This is a genomic window from Hellea balneolensis DSM 19091, from assembly GCF_000428525.1.
In the GTDB taxonomy this organism is placed as follows: domain Bacteria; phylum Pseudomonadota; class Alphaproteobacteria; order Caulobacterales; family Maricaulaceae; genus Hellea; species Hellea balneolensis.
This window is the reverse complement of record NZ_AUAC01000003.1, coordinates 1-22,768: the sequence shown is the minus strand read 5'-3', so window position 1 is coordinate 22,768 and position 22,768 is coordinate 1. Positions and strand designations below refer to the sequence as shown.

13 protein-coding genes and 1 pseudogene are annotated in these 22,768 nt (G+C 45.1%); 12 read left to right on the top strand and 2 right to left on the bottom strand.

Going from position 1 to position 22,768, the window contains the following annotated elements; genetic code table 11:
* Positions 1-26: 26 nt before the first annotated feature.
* Entirely contained in the window at positions 27-2,456 is a 2,430-nt protein-coding gene (locus F569_RS0106050; RefSeq protein WP_026941465.1) for a DUF4238 domain-containing protein, read from the top strand.
* A 103-nt stretch (positions 2,457-2,559) separates the two neighbouring features.
* On the opposite strand, the gene F569_RS16805 is transcribed toward F569_RS0106050, so the two are convergent.
* Positions 2,560-3,720, bottom strand: coding sequence for a site-specific integrase (locus F569_RS16805; protein ID WP_034387914.1), 1,161 nt, complete (start codon positions 3,718-3,720; stop codon positions 2,560-2,562).
* 379 nt (positions 3,721-4,099) lie between these two features.
* Between F569_RS16805 and F569_RS16800 the strand changes: the two genes are divergently transcribed.
* From F569_RS16800 to hsdR, 11 genes and pseudogenes are all read left to right on the top strand, one after another.
* Positions 4,100-5,296 carry a tyrosine-type recombinase/integrase gene (locus F569_RS16800; protein WP_034388214.1) on the top strand — a complete coding sequence of 399 codons (1,197 nt, stop codon included), beginning with the start codon at positions 4,100-4,102 and terminating at the stop codon, positions 5,294-5,296.
* On the top strand, positions 5,286-6,347 hold the full coding sequence (locus F569_RS0106035) for a hypothetical protein (protein ID WP_026941464.1): 1,062 nt from the start codon (positions 5,286-5,288) through the stop codon (positions 6,345-6,347). The genes F569_RS16800 and F569_RS0106035 overlap by 11 nt, the downstream gene beginning before the upstream one ends.
* Before the next feature lie 114 nt (positions 6,348-6,461).
* Positions 6,462-6,665, top strand: a complete 204-nt coding sequence (locus F569_RS0106030) for a helix-turn-helix transcriptional regulator (protein ID WP_026941463.1) — start codon at positions 6,462-6,464, stop codon at positions 6,663-6,665.
* Between the two features lie 505 nt (positions 6,666-7,170).
* Complete coding sequence (locus F569_RS16790; RefSeq protein ID WP_051279458.1) at positions 7,171-8,265, top strand: tyrosine-type recombinase/integrase; 1,095 nt, start codon at positions 7,171-7,173, stop codon at positions 8,263-8,265.
* A 127-nt stretch (positions 8,266-8,392) separates the two neighbouring features.
* Entirely contained in the window at positions 8,393-10,282 is a 1,890-nt protein-coding gene (locus F569_RS18830; RefSeq protein WP_162143749.1) for a ribonuclease H-like domain-containing protein, read from the top strand.
* Positions 10,282-11,328, top strand: a complete 1,047-nt coding sequence (locus F569_RS16775; RefSeq protein WP_051279454.1) for an adenylosuccinate synthetase — start codon at positions 10,282-10,284, stop codon at positions 11,326-11,328. Before F569_RS18830 ends, F569_RS16775 begins: the two co-directional genes overlap by 1 nt.
* Positions 11,325-12,407 (top strand): dCTP deaminase/dUTPase family protein, encoded by a 1,083-nt coding sequence (locus F569_RS0106000; protein WP_026941462.1) that lies wholly within the window; start codon positions 11,325-11,327, stop codon positions 12,405-12,407. Before F569_RS16775 ends, F569_RS0106000 begins: the two co-directional genes overlap by 4 nt.
* A 126-nt stretch (positions 12,408-12,533) precedes the next feature.
* Positions 12,534-13,991 (top strand): annotated as a pseudogene (locus F569_RS16770) (N-6 DNA methylase).
* Entirely contained in the window at positions 13,988-15,247 is a 1,260-nt protein-coding gene (locus F569_RS18825) for a restriction endonuclease subunit S (protein ID WP_051279452.1), read from the top strand. Before F569_RS16770 ends, F569_RS18825 begins: the two are co-directional and overlap by 4 nt.
* Entirely contained in the window at positions 15,244-15,801 is a 558-nt protein-coding gene (locus F569_RS0105985; protein ID WP_026941461.1) for a hypothetical protein, read from the top strand. The genes F569_RS18825 and F569_RS0105985 overlap by 4 nt, the downstream gene beginning before the upstream one ends.
* Entirely contained in the window at positions 15,798-18,158 is a 2,361-nt protein-coding gene (gene hsdR / locus F569_RS0105980; RefSeq protein ID WP_026941460.1) for an EcoAI/FtnUII family type I restriction enzme subunit R, read from the top strand. Before F569_RS0105985 ends, hsdR begins: the two co-directional genes overlap by 4 nt.
* 170 nt (positions 18,159-18,328) lie before the next feature.
* Here hsdR and F569_RS19965 read toward each other — a convergent pair.
* Positions 18,329-22,768, bottom strand: a 4,440-nt coding sequence (locus tag F569_RS19965; RefSeq protein WP_034387911.1) for a lipase family protein, incomplete at its 5' end; no start/stop codon positions are given.

The window sequence follows — 22,768 nt, the reverse complement described above, 5'->3', positions numbered from 1 at the left end:
ATAAAACGCATACTCCAAGGATAAAAATGCAGAAGACCAGAAACAATCACTATGTTCCCCAGTGGTATCAAAAAGGCTTTTTTGAACAAGGAAAAAACACTCTTGTTTATCTTGATCTTAAGCCCAAAGAAGTTTTGTCCGCTGAAGGGAAGAAGTTTTCTGGAAAGTCACTATTTAAAACAGCCCCTACTTCACGTTGTTTTTTTCAAACTGACTTATATTCAACCTTTTTTGGCACATCTATAAATGATGAGATAGAACGTTTACTCTTCGGGGATATAGATTCCCGAGGGGCGAAAGCAATTCGTGCTTTCTGCACTGACGATAAGGCCAGATGGCATAGCAATTTTCAAACACTGTTCGAGTTTATCGATATTCAGAAATTGCGAACACCAAAAGGTTTAGATTGGCTTCGCTCTCAATATCCGCGAATTTCCCAAAATGATCTCATGCAAGAAATGCAAGGCATTAGAATGATGCATTGCTCAATTTGGTCGGAAGGCATCAAAGAAATCGTTTCAGCTGAAGACTCAGAAGTAAAATTTATTGTCAGTGATCATCCCGTTACCATTTACAATCACGCTATCGTCCCCCACGCGAATATCAAAGAGTATCCGCATGACCCATCAATTACTCGAAAGGGTTCGCAAACTATTTTCCCGTTAAATCGTAATTTCTGTCTCATACTAACAAACTTAGAATATGGAAAAGATCCAACGGAAAACCCTACAGAGAAGAGGACTTTTCCACGCCATTTCAAATATGGAATGGCGAGAACTGACGCTTTCATTCGCACAAGAAAATTGGTCGCCGAAGATGTAATGAAACTCAACTACATCATTAAAAACGGTGCGCGGCGTTATCTAGCTGCCGGCAAATTAGATTGGTTATATCCAGAAAAGCTCATTTCAGAAAAGTGGAAAAATCTTCGGACAGTATTATTGCCTCCAGTAAATGAACTTTATAAGTTTGGTGGAGAGTTGTTTGCCAAATTTGATAGCGGTGATGTACATTATCAAGATGAGTTCGGCAGAACTGAGGGAGAACGCGAATTTTTAAAAAAAACGCTCCCACTAGAACCTTTGCGCTCCAAAGATTATTGTGGGTGTGGATCCGGAAAAAATTTCAAAGACTGCTGCCAAAATAAATCGATAAATAAGAGGCCAACCTGGGAAGAGCTAAGCATCCGGGAACGTAATCTATCGCTGCTCAATGGGGTGGCAGACATTCTAGGATTAGATGACACAAAAGATTGGATTGGGGTACGACGCGATCTGACCAACGAACAGATAAGTAAAATATATCACCTTTACGAAGCTTTGTGGCCAAAGGAAACTGACATCCTCTCGTTATTACCTAAGACAGATGGCGTATCGAGGGCTGTTTACACTGGCATACTGCATCCTGAACTAATTACAGAATTTGCTCTTGGCGCGTCGCTCTACTTCGGAGAGATAATCATTCAACACCCCTTTTTGCATCCGGGAACTGTCAAGCAAGAGTTTAATCCGGTCAAAAATCCACAAAACCACCGTCTTGAATTCCTAAAAAGCATTTTACAGTTTATAATAATTATGCCGCTGGTTGAGGCTGGTATTGTAACTTTAGTTCCAGATCCTTGCAACTTCGATCGTCATTTACAGCAGCAAATGTTAGCTATGGCCGAAGCTAGGAAACCTTTCTTCAATATAGAGCCTGAAGAAGATCCTCGATACATGAGAATGATGAAGGGCTTTCACAAACAAACACACCTTTTGATGCCAGAATCAGCTCTTATTGCACAGATTTTCGAGCCGAAAGAAGAAATGAATGATGAGAAAATTGCGATAGCTAAGGGTGTAATACAGCGGATGAAAGAAGACGATCCCTTGGTCGATTTGGGAGGTAACCCATTGAGCAAAGATGATGGCGGACAAATGAACTTTCTTCAACTTGCGCCGAACTTTGAAATGGCAATGTACCTAGCACAGGCAACTGGCGCTTGTATAATTACTGACAGCCCATTTCGTTGGCGTGAAATACAGTTCGCGATCCAAGCAACTTTTCCCGAAAATAGTGCCCCATTAGTTAAGCTAAGAACAGCCATAGAAGACGCATCCTTCATATTCCCTCAAATTCCTAATTTAATGCCAAGTCTCAAAGCACAACCAAAATTCAAGGCCTATGATGGTATAATCAGCAGTGCTTTTAAGTATCTATCAAATATTGAAAAGAGTGGGATAAAAAATAATTTGGAATGTGGCTTGAAAGCACGTTTTAACCGAACACACACTTCCGCTCAAAAAGAGCTTACGAACATGAATACCACAAAAAAAACAGGAAAAATATTATGTGCTTTTCCTTATGGAGGCATACGACATCACACTGTGAATCGGTTGTTGTTGATGTCAAATTCTGATCAACATTTGCAAAATGTACCTATGGCATTCCTTATGCAGCCAAGAAAAATTTTGTGAGAATTTTTTATAATTCAATCCCCACTTTCCCTCCAAATTTGCATGTTTCTAAGGTCTGCTTTGCCCCCAAGGCGGAAGATGACTAAAGTTAGTAAGGGCGCATCTATCGACCTTTAATCTCTAATCCGATTTTCTCTACCGCGTCCCGCAAAGGTCCAGAGGCTAGATGCGCATATCTAGCTGTTGTTCGCGGTTGGGAATGTCCTAAGAGTGCACCAATAAGAGGCAGCGACATTCCACTAGAGACAGCAATGCTCGCAAACGTATGGCGTAAATCATGCAGACGAACATCATCTAAATCTGCCATTGATCTGATACGCCGCCATGACTTCTGCAAATTAACGATATGCTCCCCCGGTTTGGCCCCGCAGATGACGTAAGGGTTATTAACCTGACGCATGATTTTTGCGAGCGTGTCCTTAGCCGCTTCGTTCAAATATATACTTTTTTCACCTGTCTTGGAATCAGGCAAATCCAATGTACCCTTTTCCCAGTTCACATACTCCCATTTCAATTTGAGAATTTCGCCTAAGCGTGCCCCAGTCAGACAGAGAAGCTGTATCGCATAAATCGCGTATTCAGATATTACGCCTTCTGACCTCGCTTGCTCTAAAGCGAGGTTCAATCGCTCTTGTTCAATCTTCGACAAAAACCTCTGACGCTTCTTCTCCTTGTATTTGTCGATGTAGCGAGACGGATTTTTTCCTTCTTCTCGATATCCAAACTTTTCACACCAATTGAAGAATTTTGAGAGGACAGAAATCACTCGGTTACCAACATAAGGCTTCTCACGAAGGGAGTGATGAAGCCGAGCCACATCTTGCCGCGTAACCTGATGGACCAACATATGACCAAGAGCAGGTTTGATATACAGCCGAATGTTGCGTCGGTAGTCCTCTTGTGATTTGGGCTTCAATTTCACTTCAATGTGCTGCTCGTCAAATTTGTCCAACAGCGACGTCATCAAACTGCCGGCGCGTGTTTTATCGAGCTCGGCTGCGGGGTCGGTCCCTGCAGATACTTGACCTAAACTCTTCTTGGCCAAGCCTCTAGCTTCTTCCGTCGTCAGAGGGCCATGCTGACCTAGCGTGACCCGACGAGTCCGTCCTTTTCGACCACCAAGTCGATATTGGACAATGTATACTTTCCGTCCTGATGGGGTGACTTTCAATCCAAAACCCTTTAATGAAGAGTCCCAGATATAGTGGTCTTTAATCCCAACTTCAGCCGCATCAACAACCCGTTTCGTTAGTCTTTGCGCCATTACATGCTCCTATTTCCAGTAAGCACATAGTAAGCACGGTGGCGTAAAACGACAACCCACGTGAGGAAACTCAGGGAAACTCAAGTTGCTGTTTTAATTGAATATTTAGCGATTTTTCTCACTTGAGGAAACTCTAGAAAACACCCAAATTATATTTTGTAATCAGGGGGTCCGCGGTTCAAGTCCGTGTGGGGGCACCATTTAACTATCCATTAAAAGCCGAAATAGTCCAATAATCCTTGATTTTATTGGCTTTTTACTACATACGTTGTCCAACAGCATCCAACGTCGTGGGGGTACATCCTGCATATTTGGGGGCACTATTGGGGGCATTTATTTGACGCTCAGTCAAATACCCCCATTTTGGCAGGAAAACAGATTGGCACTGACTGACGCAAAGATAAGGGCTCTTAAACCAAAGGGTAAATCCTACAAGGTATCTGACTTTGGGGGATTATACCTCAGCGTTACTTCAAAAGGCTCAAAGCTTTGGAGGCAAAAATATCGGTTCAACGGCAAAGAAGGCACATTGTCATTTGGCCCTTACCCAGAGGTTTCACTTAAAGAAGCACGCGACCAACGCGACGAAGCAAAAGCTAACCTTAAAAAAGGCTTGAACCCCGCTGACTTAAAAAGAAAGGCAGCAGCCGAAGAATTAGGCAAATCAGAATACACGTTTAACAAAGTCGCAGATAACTTCGTCAAAAAACTTACTAAGGAAGGTCGGTCTCCGGCCACGCTCAGCAAACTAGATTGGTTGCTGAAAGACGCTCGTAAAGATTTCGGGCATATGCCTATCGCGACAATAACCGCTCCCATAATCCTTAAAACACTCCGCAAACGCGAAACTCAAGAACACTACGAAACAGCTAGCAGGATGCGGTCACGTATTGGTGGCGTATTTAGGTACGCGGTGGCAAGTGGAATTACTGATACAGACCCGACCTATGCCTTAAGAGATGCTCTAATTAGACCGACGGTCACGCACAGGGCGGCCATTGTAACAAAAGACGGATTAGCAGAGTTAGTCATGGCGATCGATGAATACAGAGGAAGTCGTCAAACAGCCATCGCGCTAAAGCTTCTAATGCAATTTGCTTGTCGTCCAGGTGAGATAAGGCAAGCCAAATGGGAAGAATTTAATTTTGAAGAATGCGTTTGGAGTATTCCCTCAAACCGCATGAAAATGAGAAGGCCTCACAAAGTCCCCTTAACTAAGTCATCCTTGCTGCTTCTTGAAGAGCTGAAAGAACTGACTGGTTGGGGCGAGTTTTTATTTCCTGCGCAAACAAGCTCGAAAAAACCGATGAGTGATAATACGATGAACCAAGCCTTAGTTCGTATGGGTTTCAGAAAAGATGAAGTGACGCCACATGGTTTCCGATCAACGTTCTCCACGTTTGCTAACGAAAGCGGCTTATGGGCACCTGATGTCATAGAGGCATATTGCGCTCGACAAGATAGGAACGCAGTCAGACGAGCTTATAATCGCAGCCTATATTGGGGTGAGCGCGTTAAGTTAGCTAATTGGTGGGCAAACATACTTTGCAATATTACAACACATCATGATGACTGAAAAACCTAACCTTCCCAAATTTTATAAAGAAGTTGAAGTGCCCGAATACTGGACTCTTACTGACTTGCTTTACTGGGCATCTGCCCGAGTACTACCAACGCCCATGTATTTTGACGAAGATGAAGGTCGTGACTCACTCGAAGCATTCCAGCAATACCCGCTATCTTTAGGGTCAGAATTAGGACCTGAGTACCTCAACCCAAGTGAAACAAGTCGCCTCGTCATTGGAAATGACCCTAGATGGAATTACTATGAAAGACTTATGAACGACGAAGAGTATGTTTCATCGCCAGAACATCACAAAATGATGGCAGAATTATATATGAAAGATGACTGCACTGAAGAAGAGAAATCAGAGCGCATCCAACACCATAATAAAGAACTTAAATTATACGAAAAAGCCCTCGAAATTGCTGAGTATTCAGATCAATGGCATCTGGATTTGGAAGACGCTTTAGATGAAACAATATGCTCACTTATTGTTAAACTTAGAGGAGGTAAAATCAGTGCCACAGGCATAGAAGTTGACATAAATTCAGAGGCTGATTTTGATCATGAAATTGAAAAATGGTTTGATAATAGAAATTGGGATACTGATAAATTCTATTATGCTCATAAACCTATTCCTAAAAGTGTATGGATTAGTCGCCATGTTGATTGGGAAGGATCCTATATTCGTAATGGTAAAAAAGCATATTTAGCAATTCGATATGACTCTGATGATGTAATTAACCTTTTTCCACCAATCAAAAGCAAACCCATTCAATTGGAGCGAAGTGGCGAGTACTTGTTTGGATATGGGGGAAATTCTAACCCGATTAGAAAAGCAAAAAAGATTGGCCGTCCATCGAAAAACTCCGAAGCCATCCATAGAAAAATTGCTTCAGTCATTGCAAATGAAGGCGGGTTAATTATGAAACAGGACGCGTTTGCACATACAATAATCCAATGGTATGAGGCTGAATTTGTTGAAAATATTGGAGTTTCCACCGTAAAGGCGAAATTATCTGGATATTATAATGATCCAGCTTTTAAGAAATCTGAAAAGTAACTTTTCTCGGACTTTCTGGATAAAATCCTATCTTTTCAAGATTACAAATACTGGTGAATAGAAAACAAACTTCATAGCTCTATTTTGGTCACACATATCCAAAGGAGCATGACAATGGATAACCTCAACTTTCCTAAAACAGGCTTTGTTCGCCTATCCCAAATTCTCGCGCCTAACGGCCCCATACCTGTATCGAAAAGCACATGGTGGGCTGGTGTCAAGGAAGGACGTTTCCCAAAACCGCAAAAACTAGGTCCCAGAACTACTGTCTGGAAAGCTGAAGATGTAAGAGCTCTCTATGAAAGCCCAAATGCATAGAGCGAAGCCATGCAGCGCAAACATGATTACCGACTGATAAAGTCCCATCGCCCTTATACGGTAGAAAGCCTTGGTAAGCTATTGGATGTACATCCGGCTACCATACGCGCATGGATTAAAAAAGCTGGTTTATCCTGTGCGATGGTATCTGACTCGCGACCTATCATCCTAAACGGCGCCAAAGCCAAAACATGGATGAAAGCGCGACAAGAGGCAAAGAAGCGCCCTTGCGCACCGGATGAGATGTATTGCGTGAAATGCAAAGAACCACGTCAAATCGCTAAAGGTAGTTTTCGGATTAAACCTAGCAACTCCCGGAAGGTAATCGCACTAGGTGAGTGTGTGATTTGTGGATTGACCCTACGCAACTTCAATACTCGTTCCAATCTAGCCAATTTGAAAGCCCAATACGCTTCAAAAGCTTCGAATGATTGAGCAGCTGGATACGCATATATTAGCAATTCCTATGCCCCCCTTAATCACTCACTTTTGAAAGGATAGAAATATGACTGAAGTGAATCCCAAGAATGAGCGGCTAAAGCTTGCATGGATAGACGAACTAGAAGTCCAGAAAGCAGAAAGCACAATCGATCAAAAACTGGCGGCACTGGCTGGGTATGAGATCGCTACAGGATGGGTAGACTTTGAAAAGTTTAGCCGTGAACATGTAACATCATATTTGGAGGCACTGCGTCGTTTATCCGTCACTACTCGAACAAAGGCGGCAAAGGTACGCCATGTGAAAGACTTTTTTCAGTGGATGGTTATGGATGAGAAATTAAAGCCAAAACAAGCTCGGAAACCACTTTTAGCTCTACGCCTTACTGATAAGGAACAACGGGCAGGACGAGCGCAAAAGATGGTCAAATTCGCAACTATAGAGCAAATCACATCAACTATTGCCGCGATGCCTATATCCAGCGTTATAGATCGACGTAATCGAGCCCTGTTAGCCTTTACGCTATTATCTGGTGCACGGGATGGATCAATCATATCAATGACAGTGGGGCATGTAAGGCTTGCTGAGCGCGAAGTAATTCAGCACCCCGATACAACCAACACCAAAGCCAGCAAACATATCCTGACATGGTTTTACCCCGTGGGAGACTTTATCGAGGCCCAGGTCGCAGAATATATCATATTCTTGAAAGATGACTTAGGCTTCTCCGATAGTGACCCGCTCTTTCCAGCGACGCAAAATGGCCATGATGAGAATGACCTCTATACGCCTGTTGGCCTAACCAAGCGTCATTGGACCACTGCCCAGCCGATGAGAAAAATATTTCGCGAGGCATTCAAAGCAAATGGAATGCAATATTACAATCCTCACAGTTTTCGAAACACGCTCACCGCATTGGCGTATCAGTTAAAGCTCGATCCGATGGCGATGAAGGCTTGGAGTCAAAATATGGGCCATGAACACCTCGATACCACCTATAATAGCTACGGGAAGTTAAGCCCAAATGCTCAGCGCGAAACAATGTTAGGATTAGTGGATAGGCACAAAAATACAGATGAATATGAGGATACTCAGCCTTTGACAAAAGGGGATATGAAAACGTTGCTCGCGGAAATAGCCCTTGTTCGTGGAATCCAATAGACTAGGAGTCTAAGCATTCGTTGTATTCTCCAAAGTCTTAGTTTGTACTGTTTGCCTTTTGGGATAGAACGCCTTTAGTGTGGAATATAAGAATTTTCTAACACCGTCGCTTGCTAAGGACAGAGACTTGGGTTCAAAATTAAAACCGATTAAGCCTACGAGAACTATTAAGCCAATACCCAAAAAGTTGTATGGCGAACTTTCTCTTTGTTGCGAATATCCAGAAAAAGTTCTTTTTCTAGATATTGAAACAACAGGGCTGAGTCACTTTTACGACGAGATTACTGTTGTAGGTTGGTCGATTGGTGGAAAATCACAAACATTCGTAAAAGGTGACGACGTCACTGAATTACTGGACGCTGCTCGTCATTCGGTCGCGATGGTAACCTACAATGGGATTAGATTTGACCAACGCTTTTTAAAGCAGGAACATCCAAGCATTGAATTGCCAGACGTCCACATAGATTTGATGTATTTATGCAGACGAGTAAATTTAACGGGCGGACAAAAGGCAATTGAAATAGAACTTGGCATTGATTTTCGGGAAGAGATTGGTGACGTAGATGGCTTCGCAGCCGTACTCTTGTGGCATGAGTACCTTCGAGGAAATATGAGTTCATTAAATCGCCTCATTCAGTACAATCGAGCTGATATTGCAGCAATGGGCAGCATTTTTGATATTGCCCTGCAAAGACTAGGGTTTGTGCACGACCTTTTTGGAAAAAAAGTAAAATTTCAAGATTGGTCAGCTCCGAAGAATATGAACAGCTTACCCACAAACTTGAAGTCAGCCTCTAATGAGCTAACCAGAGCTCCAACTTTTAGAGAATTATTCGATGGTTTACCTGCAGCCAAATCCAAAATAGTTGGGATTGATTTAACGGGTTCGGAAACGCGTCCGACAGGTTGGTGTGCCTTAAAGGGTTCACACGTTGAAACTAAAATGATTGCTACAGATGCTGATATAATTGCTCAAACTGTTGCTGCGAAACCAGACGTAATTTCTATTGATTCCCCCTTATGTCTGCCCGCTGGCCGCCAAACTGTATTCGATGACGATCCTACAAGAGACGAATTTGGGATCATGAGACAATGTGAGCGAGAGCTGAAAAGGCGGGGAATAAACGTTTACCCTAGCTTGTTGCCCAGTATGCAAAAACTTACTGCAAGAGGCATTCGGCTAGCGAAAGGCTTTAGAGAATTGGGTATACCAGTTATCGAAAGTTATCCTGGAGCAGCACAAGACATAATGCGCATTCCAAGAAAAGGCGCTGGAGAAAAGTGGTTAAAGCTTGGCTTGGGTGAATTTGGCGTACAGGGTGATTTTCTTAGAAAAAAGGTAACCCATGATGAGCTAGACGCAATCACATCCGCATTAGTAGGTACGTTCCATCTGGCGGGCCTATCTGAAGAACTCGGAACCCAAGAAGAGCCCCCGTTAATAATACCGGACCTTAAAGTCAGCAAACGCCCAACGGTAATAGGCATAAGTGGACCAATAGCCGCTGGTAAAACCACGATAGCTCAAGTTTTAGAAGATGAGGGATATGCCTACACAAGATTCAGCATCATTATTGACGAAATTTTATCGAAAAGAAATTTGAAGGCTGATCGCAAAAACAGACAAAAAATTGGTCTTGAAATCAATGAAACAGGTCGCCAACGCGAACTGGCAGAGCGTACTATTGCCCGGGTTAGTGGATTTAATAAAATTGTAGTAGATGGTTTACGGTTCCCAGATGATCATGCGTTTCTAGTAGAAAAATTCGGATTTAATTTTCATCATATTTTTGTCGACGCTCAAAAATCGACTCGAAAAAAACGTTATATAGAACGATTAAAATTGAAGACTCAATCTGCCAATGCTGAGTTTGAGAGGGCGTCTTCATCAGAAGTTGAGGCTAAAGTTGATAAAATGCAGAAACTCGCACACGAAAACTACTTTAATAATGTCCCCAAATACGATATTGCAGGCGACATAATAACCATAATGAATAAGTTTCAAGGGGAAACGTAATGCCCGTATCTGTAGTTGTTGGCGGACAATTTGGTTCTGAGGGTAAGGGGAAAGTGGCGCTCGAACTTGCAAGGCGATCCAAAGAAAGCCATGTGATCGTGGTTCGCGTTGGAGGATCCAACTCAGGTCACACAGGTTATACTAAGGACAAGCGCAAATATGCCTTAAGGCAATTACCGGCAGGGTGCATTGACAGAAATGTCGATGTTGTCTTCCCAGCGGGCTCATATATTGACGTAAATATTTTGCTCGAAGAAATCGAACTCCTTCAATATCCGAAAGATCGTATTTTTATTAGCCCTTATGCTCGAATAATTTCTGACGAACACAAGTTATGGGAAGCAGGGTCAAAGCTTGGAAGAGATATTGGCTCAACAGGAAGTGGCGTTGGCGCAGCTGTTTTAGCATCCGTAGCTCGCGGGGCACAAAACTTTCCCCTAAGCTCACTTGATGCTCAACATTGCGAGACCCTCTCAGCATTTGTTTGTGATACATCCGAGAGACTTAGAAAGTGGCTGTCAAAAGGCTCGAGAGTAATAATCGAAGGCTCTCAGGGTTTTGGCCTCTCACTCTTGGAAGGCGGTTACTGGCCAAAGGCAACCTCGCGGAGTACGACTGCAGCAGCTGCATTAAGCGAAGCGGGATTAAGCCCTTTAGATGTCGATGAAGTAGTCATGGTTTTACGCTCATACCCAATTCGAGTGGCTGGAGAATCTGGGCCATTATTCGGGGAAACGACTTGGGAAGAAATTGCTCGAAGAAAAGGTAGTGATCTAGATTTAAGAGAATATACAACTGTAACAAAAAAATTACGTCGGGTCGGCGTATTTGATGTAAAACAAGTCAAACATGCGCTAGATGTCAACAAGCCAAATATATTGGTTATGAACCATTTGGATTACATAGGCAAAAGCCATGATTTAGATAACACTGAGAGCGAGTTATCCAAGTTCATAGTGAAGACTCAAGACATGCTAGGCCAGAGTATAAACTTTTTTGGTTTTTCACCATTCGATATCTTTTCTGCGAACAAAATATTCGTATGAGCGCAAAGCCTGCAAAACCGAACCGGCGACTATCTGCAGCCAAACTGCAGACCTTCGAACTAGAAGATGTTAAGCAAGCCGAAACATTAGCTACACCGTTTAAGTTCAAGTCTGGGAAAGTGGATTATAAAGATCCCTGGCCCAAAATCGACGCATCGTTACTTTCTGCGGACGATATTATTGAATATGTCCGTAAAACAGGGATGGTTTTTCCGTTTTCTGCAAAGCAAGAAGATGAAAAACCTAGACTTAAGGCCGCATCCTATGAAGGTCGAATTGGCGAAAACGCCTTTGTGTTCAATAGTAATGAATACAAGTTAGAATCCATTTTAAGTCCTGACGATGACAACCTGACTATACCCGCAAATTCAATTGTGTTTGTAGAGTGTGATTTGGAATTTCGCCTTCCTCCTTTCATTGCCGTAAGGTTTAATCTACAAATTAATCATGTCCATCGAGGTCTTCTTTTAGGAACAGGTCCACTAGTTGATCCGTGTTTCTGGGGGAAATTATGCATTCCATTACATAACCTGACGAACGAACCTTACACTATTCCTTTAACTGAAGGACTCATTTGGGTGGAGTTCACCAAAATGACTGGCATGCCAAAAGCTGGCAGACCTCCTTCAAATACTGAGTTTTGGGAAATCGAAAAATTTATCAGTAAAGCCGCTAGCCAGTTTAACCCTAACAACCCCAGAGTAGCAATTCGCAGTTCAATCCCCGAAGCGACTGTGAAAGCGACCCAACAAGCGACTATAGCGAGGACTAAAGCCACCGAAGCTCAATCAGCAGCCGATACTGCTAAGGGAGCAGCAGAGAAGGCTAAGAATATTGGCCTCATCGCTGGCTTGGGTATATTTTTGGCTGTCCTAGCACTCTGGGCTACATTCTATATAGAAATGCACACACAGCATAAGCAACTTAGACCTCGATTAGAAAAAGTTATCGCAGAAAATGGTAAATTGAAAGATCGAGTGAAAGTTTTAGAAAGCAAAGAGCTCACTATACTAAAAGCTAGCGAGCCTACTGAGTCGGAAACTGATGTACCGGAACCTGGGTCACCCCCAAATAAATGATAATCTAGCCTAGAGAGTATTTAGAGGGTTGCGGACGACTAATAGCGCTTTACGCGGTGCTCACCCTTGAGTAGCAAGAACCGGGGATCAGAATAACCAAACTGTCATGACCGCAACAGGACTATAATGAGCAACTTCGAAACGGCCTTTAACAATATCGACCGCGCACTACGAAATGAAGCGGGATGTGCGTCTGAGCTGGACTATGCCGAGCAAACCAGCTGGATATTGTTCCTCAAATATCTGGATGACCGGGAGAGTGAGCGCGAGGATACTGCGCTGTTGGAGGGCAAGGACTATGCCCCTATCCTGGACACCGCCTATCGCTAGAAAAGCTGGGCGGCGCCCAAAGATGCCAATGGCGAGCTGGACCATATTACCGCCAAGACGGGCGATGACTTTATTAAGTTCGTCAATGATGATCTCTTTCCCTATCTGGCGGCATTTCGGACCAGCGCAAAATCGTCGGACAAGATTGAGTATAAAATCGGGGAGATATTTTCCGAAATTATTAATCGCTTTCGCTCCGGCTATACTTTGCGCGATGTGATTGATCAGGTCGATAGTTTGCAATTCAACTCACAAGTCCAAAAACATGAGCTCTCTGACCTCTATGAAAGCCGCATAAAACGTATGGGCAATGCAGGGCGCAATGGCGGAGAATATTACACGCCGCGCCCGCTCATCCGCGCCATGATCAAAGTACTCGATCCGGAAATAGGCGAGACGGTCTATGACGGGGCCTGCGGCTCGGCGGGGTTCCTCTGCGAAGCCTATGACTATATGAAAACAGGGGACCTATCCGCGTCTGATTATGAAACGCTGCAAGAGCGAACCTTTTACGGCCAAGAGAAAAAGTCCCTGGCCTATATTATCGGCATTATGAATATGGTGCTGCACGGCATTGAAACGCCCAATATCATTCACACCAATACGCTGAATGTAAATATCATGGATTTACAGGAAAAAGACCGCCATGACGTTATCCTCGCTAATCCCCCATTTGGCGGCGGAGAGCGCGGCGAGGTGCAGCATAATTTCACGATTAAATCCTCGGAAACTGCCTATCTGTTCTTACAACATTTCATTCGCAAACTTCGCGCGGGCGGGCGCGCCGCAATTGTGATTAAAAACACATTTCTATCGAATACGGATAACGCCTCTATTGCCCTACGGCAGGAGCTTTTGGACAATTGTAACCTCCACACTATCCTCGATTGCCCCGGCGGCACCTTCCAAGGCGCGGGGGTAAAAACGGTGGTTCTGTTTTTTGAAAAAGGCAAAGCCACGCGCGACATCTGGTATTACGCCCTCGATCCGGGGCGTAACCTCGGCAAAACCAATCCGCTTAATGATAAGGATTTGGCAGAGTTTGTAAGCTTGCAAAAGATCCGGGCCGAAAGCGAGAAAAGCTGGACTCAAAGTGTTGATGATGTCGACCTTGAGACTCTTGATCTCTCTGTCAAGAACCCCAATGAGCCAGAAGCAGAACCACTGCGCGATCCTGAAGAGATTATCGCCGACATGCTCTCACGGAATAAGGAAATGGCAAAAATCCTTGAAGATATAAGGACATTGTTGTGAAAGAGGGATGGGAGGAAATACCCCTCGGCGACGTTCTCACTCTAAATTATGGGAAACCCCTGCCAAGAGATGAAAGAAATCCAGATGGTTCTTATCCGGTTTTAGGGGCTAATGGTATAAAGTCATATTCGGAGAAGTTTTATTATGAAACACCGTCTTTGATAGTAGGGCGGAAAGGATCTGCGGGGGAAATCAATCGCGTGGAAACCCCTTTTTGGCCTTTAGATGTTACCTACTTCACGACGCATGACGAAGATCGAATTGATTTTGATTTTTTGGAGTATCTTCTATTTAGTTTAGAACTTCCAAAAATGGCGAAAGGGGTAAAACCCGGAATTAATCGCAACGAAGTTTACGATTTATCTATTACTCTCCCGCCTTTAGAGGAGCAGAGACGGATTGTGGCGACCCTCGATCAGGCCTTTGAAGGCCTAGATCGCGCCCGCGCCAATACGGAGACAAATTTGGAAAGTGCTAAGGAGTTGTTTGAAGTCGTTCTAAATGAAGCGGTCTTAGGTAATTCAACTGAATCTACGCATAAGACGGTCACTGAATCAATAAGGGAACTTACACGAGAACAAAAAAATCGAGAAGGTGAGAAGAAATTTCGGAAGCCTCGCTTTGTGACGATAAATGATAAGGACGTAATTCCGGCTCATTGGACCTGGGCTTCTACGGAGCAACTTTGTACCCATATAGTTGATTGCCTACACACAACCCCCAAGTGGACCCATGAAGGTGAAATATGTTTAAGAACGACCAATTTTCGCCCTGGTGAACTAAACCTCACTAAGGTTAGATATGTATCTTCAGAAACCTATCAAACTAGAATATCAAGATTAGAGCCCAAGCCCGGAGATGTCTTGTATAGCAGAGAAGGTGGAATTCTTGGCATAGCTTGCATGCACCCGCCCGACTTAAAGGCTTGTCTTGGACAAAGGATGATGCAGTTTAGATTGCGGAATGAGTATATCCTACCGGAATATTTTTGTTCTGTTTTAAATTCGGCTCTAATTTTAGGTGAGGTTCGTCATTTCACGGGTGGTGCCGCTTCGCCCCATCTTAACATTGGCGATATTAGACAATTTCCTATTCCCGTACCACCGAAACCGGAGCAAGAAACAATTGTTGCAACAATTGAATTCTACACGAAGAAGTTTAAGACACTAAACACCTCAAATGCATCGCAACAAAATGATTGCAATGATCTCCGCCGATCCCTCCTCGCCAAAGCCTTTGCGGGAGAGTTGACGTGAGATATTCAAGATATCATTTCTTCCTTGATCTATTTGGTGTGGCTGGTCTCACATCTGGCATATTATTCGCCAATGAATTTTTTGAGATAAAAGGTATCGATAATGCCTGGGTAAATTTTCTGGAAAGTATGACGCCGGAGTTCATAGGCATTTATATTTCCATTCGTATCATCGATTATATTTTTCAATCCTACCAAAGTCGCAATGAGGCCCGGATTGGCATTGCCAGAAGCATGCGGGTTTTACAACGTAGCCTCATGGATCTCGAGGATTTCAGAGTTAAAAAGCATCTATGGCTTTATTACAAAGAGCGAGACTGGTTTGAAAACCAATTTCGATCACGCGCAAAATTTTTAAACCGTAATGAGGTTGTCGCAGTACAAAACTTTCTTGCCTGTATTAAAGAAATCGATGAAAAATTACCTGACGCCAATATCTCGCAAATCGGAGAGCGGCTGGAATTAGAGTTGGGGACAATCTCGGATCACTTAGAGCGTTTGGATAAATTGCGAATAGCTGCCCAAGGCAATATTCTGGAGGAATTCCCAGAATGAACGACGAAACCGAAGCCGAGACACGGACTAACCGCATCCTACCTGCCCTGCAAGCGGCAGGTTGGGGGAAGGTGTCTGGTACACGGTTGCGTGAAGAGCTGATTTGTCCGGGGCGAATTATGTCGGGCGGGCACCGCGTTAATCCTGTCCATGCCGATTATGTCTTTGAATATCGTGGACAAAAGCTCGCTGCGCTGGAAGCCAAAAAGGCCTCTATGTCCCACCGCGAAGGTCATCGCCAAGCCATAGATTATGCCCGCCGCCTCAAAGCGCGCTTTGCCTATTGCTCAAACGGTCTTAAATGGCGCGAGATTGATATGAAAACGGGCAAAGAACGCGAGTTTCAGCCGCCCTTCCCATCGCCAGATGAGCTTTGGGCACGTATCTTCCCGCAAGAAAGCGACTGGCGCACATTATTTGGCGCTGTGCCCTTTGCCACAGATGGCGGCAAATGGGAGCCGCGCTACTATCAGCATAATTCCATCATTGCCGTCTTAGAGGCCATAGCGCGTGGGGATAAGCGCATCTTGCTGACGCTCGCCACAGGGACTGGCAAGACGGGTGTGGCCTATCAGATAGCGTGGAAGCTGTTCCAGACACGTTGGAACCTACCGGGAGATAAAAAACGGCAGCCGCGTATCCTTTTCCTCGCGGATCGCAATATCCTCGCCGATCAGGCCTATGGGAGTTTCTCTGGCTTTACCGAAGACGCGCGTATGCGGATTAGCCCGAAGGAAATCCGTAACCGCAAGGGCATGCCCAAAAATGCCAATGTGTTTTTCTCAATCTTTCAGACACTCATGACCAGCGGGTCGGAAGAAGTTGGCGAGAACGAAGAGGGCATAATCTATGAGAATGGCGAACCAAACTATATGGAATATCCGCCGGACTTTTTTGATTTTATCATCATTGATGAATGCCACCGCGCAGGTGCTCGAGACGCCACGCCTTGGCGGCGAATTTTGGAATATTTCGAGCCCGCCGTGCAGCTCGGCCTGACAGCCACACCCAAGCGCGAAACCAACGCCGATAGCTATGCCTATTTCGGGGAGCCTGTTTATACCTATTCACTCAAGGAAGGGATTGAAGACGGCTTCCTCACACCATTTAAAGTTCGGCAAATGGCCAGTACGATTGATGAATATGTTTACCGCCCCGGTGATAAAGTGGTGCGCGGCATTATCGAGCAAGACAAAACCTATACCGAAAGCGACTTTAACCGCAAAATCGTGATGGATGAGCGCGAGCAAAGCCGGGTGAAAGAATTTATGGGGCAGATAAACCCAATGCAAAAGACGCTCGTCTTTTGCGCCACCCAAGACCACGCGGCTATGGTGCGCGACTTTATCAATGAGAATAAGCCCGTACCCGATCTGGGTTATTGCGTACGCGTGACCGCCAATGACGGCGAAGCGGGCGAAGCCGATTTGCGGCGCTTTCAGGATAATGAGAAAACCATACCGACCATCCTCACTACATCGCGAAAGCTCTCAACCGGGGTGGATGCGCGCAATGTGCGCAATATTGTTCTTATGCGACCTGTGACCTCGATGATTGAGTTTAAGCAGATTGTCGGACGCGGGACGCGCATGTTTGACGGCAAGGACCATTTCACCATTTATGATTTCGTCAAAGCCTATGAGCATTTCAACGACCCCGAATGGGACGGGGAGCCTTTGGAGCCTGTTCCTCCACCAGAGAAACCCAATGACCCAGAAGGCGTAAAAGAGCCAGACCCGGATGATTTTGTAGACCCCGGTGATCCAAACGCAGAAAAGCCGGAGAAGGTTGTCGTGAAATTGGCCGATGGCTCCAAGCGGCAAATCCAATATATGGCGGTGACGACCTATTGGCTGGACGGGCAGCAAGTTTCGGCTTCAGAGTTTCTAAAGCGTTTGTTTGGTGATTTACAAAACCTGATCTCTGGCGAAGAAGAACTGCGCGAGAAATGGAGCGACCCTGATCTGCGCAAAGCTTTGCTGGGGCAGTTACAGGAACGCGGCTTTGACCAAGAACGACTAGATGATATGGCGCGCCTGATCGATGCGCCCGATAGCGATATTTTCGATGTGCTCGCCAATATCCGTTTCAAGCTTGATCCGCGCACCCGTGTTGAACGCGCCGAAGACGCCCGTCAATTCGGCTTGAGCGGCTATGAAACATCGATGCGGGATTTCCTCGAAGCGGTCCTTAAAGCCTATGAACGCGAAGGTGTGGAAGAGCTGGGCTATGACAAACTCGGTGATCTGCTCAAAATCCGCTATGGAAGTTTGTCAGACGCCAAATCCCAACTCGGCGACCTCCCCAATATCAAAACCGCTTTCGTCGGCCTCCAACGCGTCATGTATGCGGGTTAAAGGCTGATTGGGGGCATAATTGGGGGTACAGGTGATCCACATATCATAAATTAAATATAAATATCAATCGTTTATACCATTGGTTCGTTACCTTACATAGCACCAGCTCTCAAAATATGGAAATATCTCATGATAAGTATTGCTTGTGGTCATGCCAGTTACGCAGGTGTCTAAATCAAAGCATACATGTCGAAGACACCGGTAACGATCTCGGCGAAAAAATTGAGCTCTATATCTGCCATTTCGTAGGTGTAGCTGTCATCGCCTCCTAATGGTTCTGCCATTGTTGTTGATGTGAAGGTGAAGTTATTGGCGCTGAGATCAGCGATGTTCTGTCCCACGATCGTGAGGGTATTACCGCCGCCAAAGTTGAAGATCGTATTCGCGCCTGCATCTGTCGCCACCGCCATAATTTCCGCGAATGTGTCAAAGGCCGGGTCTGTGAAGAGGATGTCGATGACTTCATTGATCGTGAGGCCCTGGATAACATCTGCTGCGTCCTGTGCGGTGTTATAAGCAAAACTATCAACACCTGCGCCGCCGTTCAGACTGTCATTGCCAAGGCCGCCCGTAAGGAAGTCATTACCGCCATTACCCAGTATCGTGTCATTACCGTCAGAACCTGTCAGGTTATCATCATGGCCAGACCCAAAGATACGTTCGATACTTGTGTAAGTGTCGCCCGCAGCATCGCCGCCTGTGCCGCCCGTTTGCATATTCACAGTGACACCTGAGCTTGAGGCTAGGTATGAGACTGTATCCGTCCCTGTGCCGCCGTCATGGCTATCCGAGCCACTATCTCCGAAGAAGAAGTCATTACCCGCGCCGCCTATCATAATGTCATCACCCGCTTGGCCGAAGATGGTATCTACGCCGTCACCACCATTAATGGTGTCATTACCGTCGCCGCCGAGTAAGCGGTCATTACCGCCCGCACCGTTTAGCTTATCGTTACCGTCATTACCTGTTAAGCGGTTCGCGCCACTATCGCCTGTAATATCGTCATCAAAGTCAGAGCCAAAGACCCATTCAATGCCGCTATAGCTATCACCAGCCGCTTCGCCGCCTGTCCCGCCTGTGGCTAAGTCAAGCGTTACGCCAGCAGTGGCTACAGTGAACATGGCAATATCAATGCCTGTGCCTCCAATGAGCGTGTCAGCGCCCTCTCCACCAAAGAGACGGTCATTACCACCTGACCCGTCGAGAATATCGTCACCTTTAAAGCCGCGCAGTTCATTGGTTCCGCTAGAGCCTGTCATAACGTCGTTAAAGTCAGAACCGTAAATCGCTTCTAGGCCAAAGTAAGTGTCACCAGCCGCGTCGCCGACAGTCCCGCCTGTCGCAAGATTGACCATAATAGCAGAAGTGGCCGCTCTATAGTTGGCAATATCAAAGCCTGTACCGCCGTTCAGTTGGTCCGCGCCCGCTGAGCCGTAAAGCTGATCATTACCCGCTTGGCCGCGCTGAATATCATTACCGTCGCCGCCATAGACACGATCAATACCACCTCCTGCATTGATGGTGTCATTGCCGTCCTCGCCGTAGAAGAATTCATTAGCATCAGAGCCTGTGATGGTGTCGTTGAAGTTTGACGCATAATAACGCTCAATACCGTTAAAGGTATCACCTGCCGCATCGCCGACTGTGCCGCCGCTAACGACATCGAAGGCCACACGAGATGCCGCGCCGCGATAATCAACAGAGTCAAAGCCCAAGCCGCCATCTAGAATGTCCGCGCCCGAACCGCCAATCAAACGATCCGCACCTTCCTCACCAATGAGAATATCATCACCTAGACCGCCATCCAAAATGTCATTGCCTACGCCGCCTATTAATGTGTCGTTCCCTTCAACACCACTTACAGTATCATTCCCATCTTCACCTGATAGCGTATTGTCTCCAGTATCACCCGTTAGTATATCATTGAAGTCGGAGCCGATGAGGCTTTCAAAATTGGACAAAATATCGCCTTCCGCATGCCCACCCTCGGCTGAACTATTAAGTGTGATTATGACGCGTTCATCTGACCCAACATAACTAGCTGTGTCTTTTCCCGCAGCCCCATCCAAGGTGTCAGCGCCTTCCAAGCCGCGTAATACATCATCGCCAGGAGACCCTAAGATGATATCGTCCAAATCCGAACCATCTTGATCAATACCATTAGATGAACCACTTGTCGTGATAACCGTATTGCCATCAACAATTGAGATTACAATTTCGTCAAATGATATATCACCTTCTAGTTTAATCGTGACATCAAATAGGCCATCACCATCAGTATCAATATCCAAAATGGCAGACCCTTGTGAATACATGAAGCTGTCACGTGTCAAACCAATACCAACAATTTCGAGACTATCTTCATCGGTAAAATCATTGACACGCAGACCATCTAGCTCTCCGCTCGTTCCCACTATTGAATCCACGCCCGCCCCCAATGAAGCCGTATCGAACCCTCCTCCTGGAGCGACTGTATCATCACCTAAGCCAAGATTAAATATTTCAGAAACTACGCCGCCAATTATGTCGTCTATAATTTCAGTGCCAGCAATAATAATCGGATTATCCACAATTGTACTTATTAAGGCATCCGTTATCTGCTCGCCAGTTTCGTTGATACGTCTTAATAGTGAAGCTCCAAGCTCAACGGTATCTCTTAAGGCGTCGGCTGAAAGGCCCATTAAGTCATCAAACTGGGAAGATGTCCAATCCTTGACGGCCTCCCAGTGAGAAGCGGTCCAATCACCTAATGTTTCCCAGGCTTCAATCGTCCAATTTTGAGCATCATCCCATTGGCCAGACGTCCAATCTTTAACAGCATCCCAAGTGGTCGCCGTCCAATTCTTCGCTTTATCCCATTGCTCGGATGTCCAAGATGAGACAGCCGCGGCCGTGGCGACCCCCCATTCGGCAGCGGATACCCACATTTCCACATTAAATCGAGCGAAGGCAAGAAAGGTTTCTGCTGTCCAAGTCAAAATGAGATCAGTCATTTCAAATGTCCACTCAGAAACAGCTTCCCCCGCGGCTATAGCGATGTTGAAGGCAGCCAATGTAATATCGGCAATCGTACTAATTAGTTCTATTGCCTGCCCTATTATAGAACGCGCTGCTTCGGCCGTAGCTCGCGTTAATAGAGCTGCCGCTGTACCAGCTCCTAGAACAGGGTTTATTTTGCCTACAACATTATTCACGGCGACCAAAAATGAAAAATACTCAGAATCAAATCCATAATTTGATATTAAGTGGCTATAGGTTCCCGCACCCAAATCACTAGTTGATAGCAGCCCCCTATCAACGGGATCATTTTCTATTGGCCTCTGCTCAAATACATTAAAATCAGAACCGTAAAGTTCATCATCTGACCAATGGCTGGCATGAGCAAAATAAACATGGAAAAGTGCAGAAATAGTAGATGAAGAAGTTATAGTATCAAGATCATAAATACTAACTTGACCTGGCACGTATCCATCACCAACCATTGAAACAACATCACCAGAAGAAATATTATGTTCGACATTTCCAACATAAGCCGCATCTATTCTGGATAAATCAACATCAGAAATTCCCGGAGAATTGAATGTAGTCAAAGAACCGATCAGAATTTGTTGTTCAGACGCAAAAGCAGTCAAGAGTTGCGCCTGTGCACCGCCTAAACTATGCCCTGTGATGTGGATTCCCTCTTCATTATTATCAAGAATCCATTGACGCAAGCTGTTAGGATCTGTTTGATTCCAGGCTGCAACAAATTGATCATAGCCAACTCCACCCGGGTCTAGATCAGCTAATATATCTGAAAATGATGCTGTACCGCGGACAGCAAGAACAGATTGGCCTGTATCACTCACTAATGCGACAGCTAAAAATCCTTCAAAGTCAAATATCTTTTCTACTAAATACCCCGTGTCATTGCCGAGAGCATCTAGGACAGCATAATTTTCATAAATAGGATTTTCATCTCGTAAAAGAGCGTCTAGTTCAGCTCGTTGAAGATAAGCCGTTTGACGTGCAAAAAACTCAATTAAGAGCTTGCTAGGAACCTCTTTTGGATCAGCTGGTAATTCAACTTCAGTGAAGTCAAAATCATCTAGCGAGAGTAGTTGCGGGTCGATACCGAGAAATCGAATAGACACATCTGTTGGTAAATGCATGTAGTGAGTCTCAGGTAAATCCGGATCATATGCATTTTGGAACTCTGTTAAAGCAGATGAGACTTCAGAGACACTAAATGCAAATACATTTACGAGATCAATTCCAATCTCAAAATCTGAAATTGTTTCCAGACCACCAAATCTTTGAATAACAAATAGATCTGCACCCGTGCCCCCATAAATCGTATCATTACCCGCGCCGCCAAAGATCGTATCAAGACCGTCTTCGCCCCAAAGCACGTCATTGCCGTCGCCGCCCTCAATATAATCATCACCATCACCGCCATAGAGTTGATCATCGCCCTCGCCACCATAAATCTGGTCATTGCCGCCACGCGTGTAGATTATATCACTACCGCCAAGACCACGGATAATATCATCGCCATCACCGTTTTCAGTGTAAACATAATCATTGCCGTCAGTCGCCGTAATGTCATAGCTCTCAAACGCATTAATATT

Coding starts and splice junctions, on each gene's coding strand:
- F569_RS0106050 (WP_026941465.1), top strand. CDS start 27: ATGCAGAAGACCAGAAACAATCACTATGTTCCCCAGTGGTATCAAAAA.
- F569_RS16805 (WP_034387914.1), bottom strand. CDS start 3,720: ATGGCGCAAAGACTAACGAAACGGGTTGTTGATGCGGCTGAAGTTGGG.
- F569_RS0106035 (WP_026941464.1), top strand. CDS start 5,286: ATGATGACTGAAAAACCTAACCTTCCCAAATTTTATAAAGAAGTTGAA.
- F569_RS0106030 (WP_026941463.1), top strand. CDS start 6,462: ATGGATAACCTCAACTTTCCTAAAACAGGCTTTGTTCGCCTATCCCAA.
- F569_RS16790 (WP_051279458.1), top strand. CDS start 7,171: ATGACTGAAGTGAATCCCAAGAATGAGCGGCTAAAGCTTGCATGGATA.
- F569_RS16775 (WP_051279454.1), top strand. CDS start 10,282: ATGCCCGTATCTGTAGTTGTTGGCGGACAATTTGGTTCTGAGGGTAAG.
- F569_RS0106000 (WP_026941462.1), top strand. CDS start 11,325: ATGAGCGCAAAGCCTGCAAAACCGAACCGGCGACTATCTGCAGCCAAA.
- hsdR (WP_026941460.1), top strand. CDS start 15,798: ATGAACGACGAAACCGAAGCCGAGACACGGACTAACCGCATCCTACCT.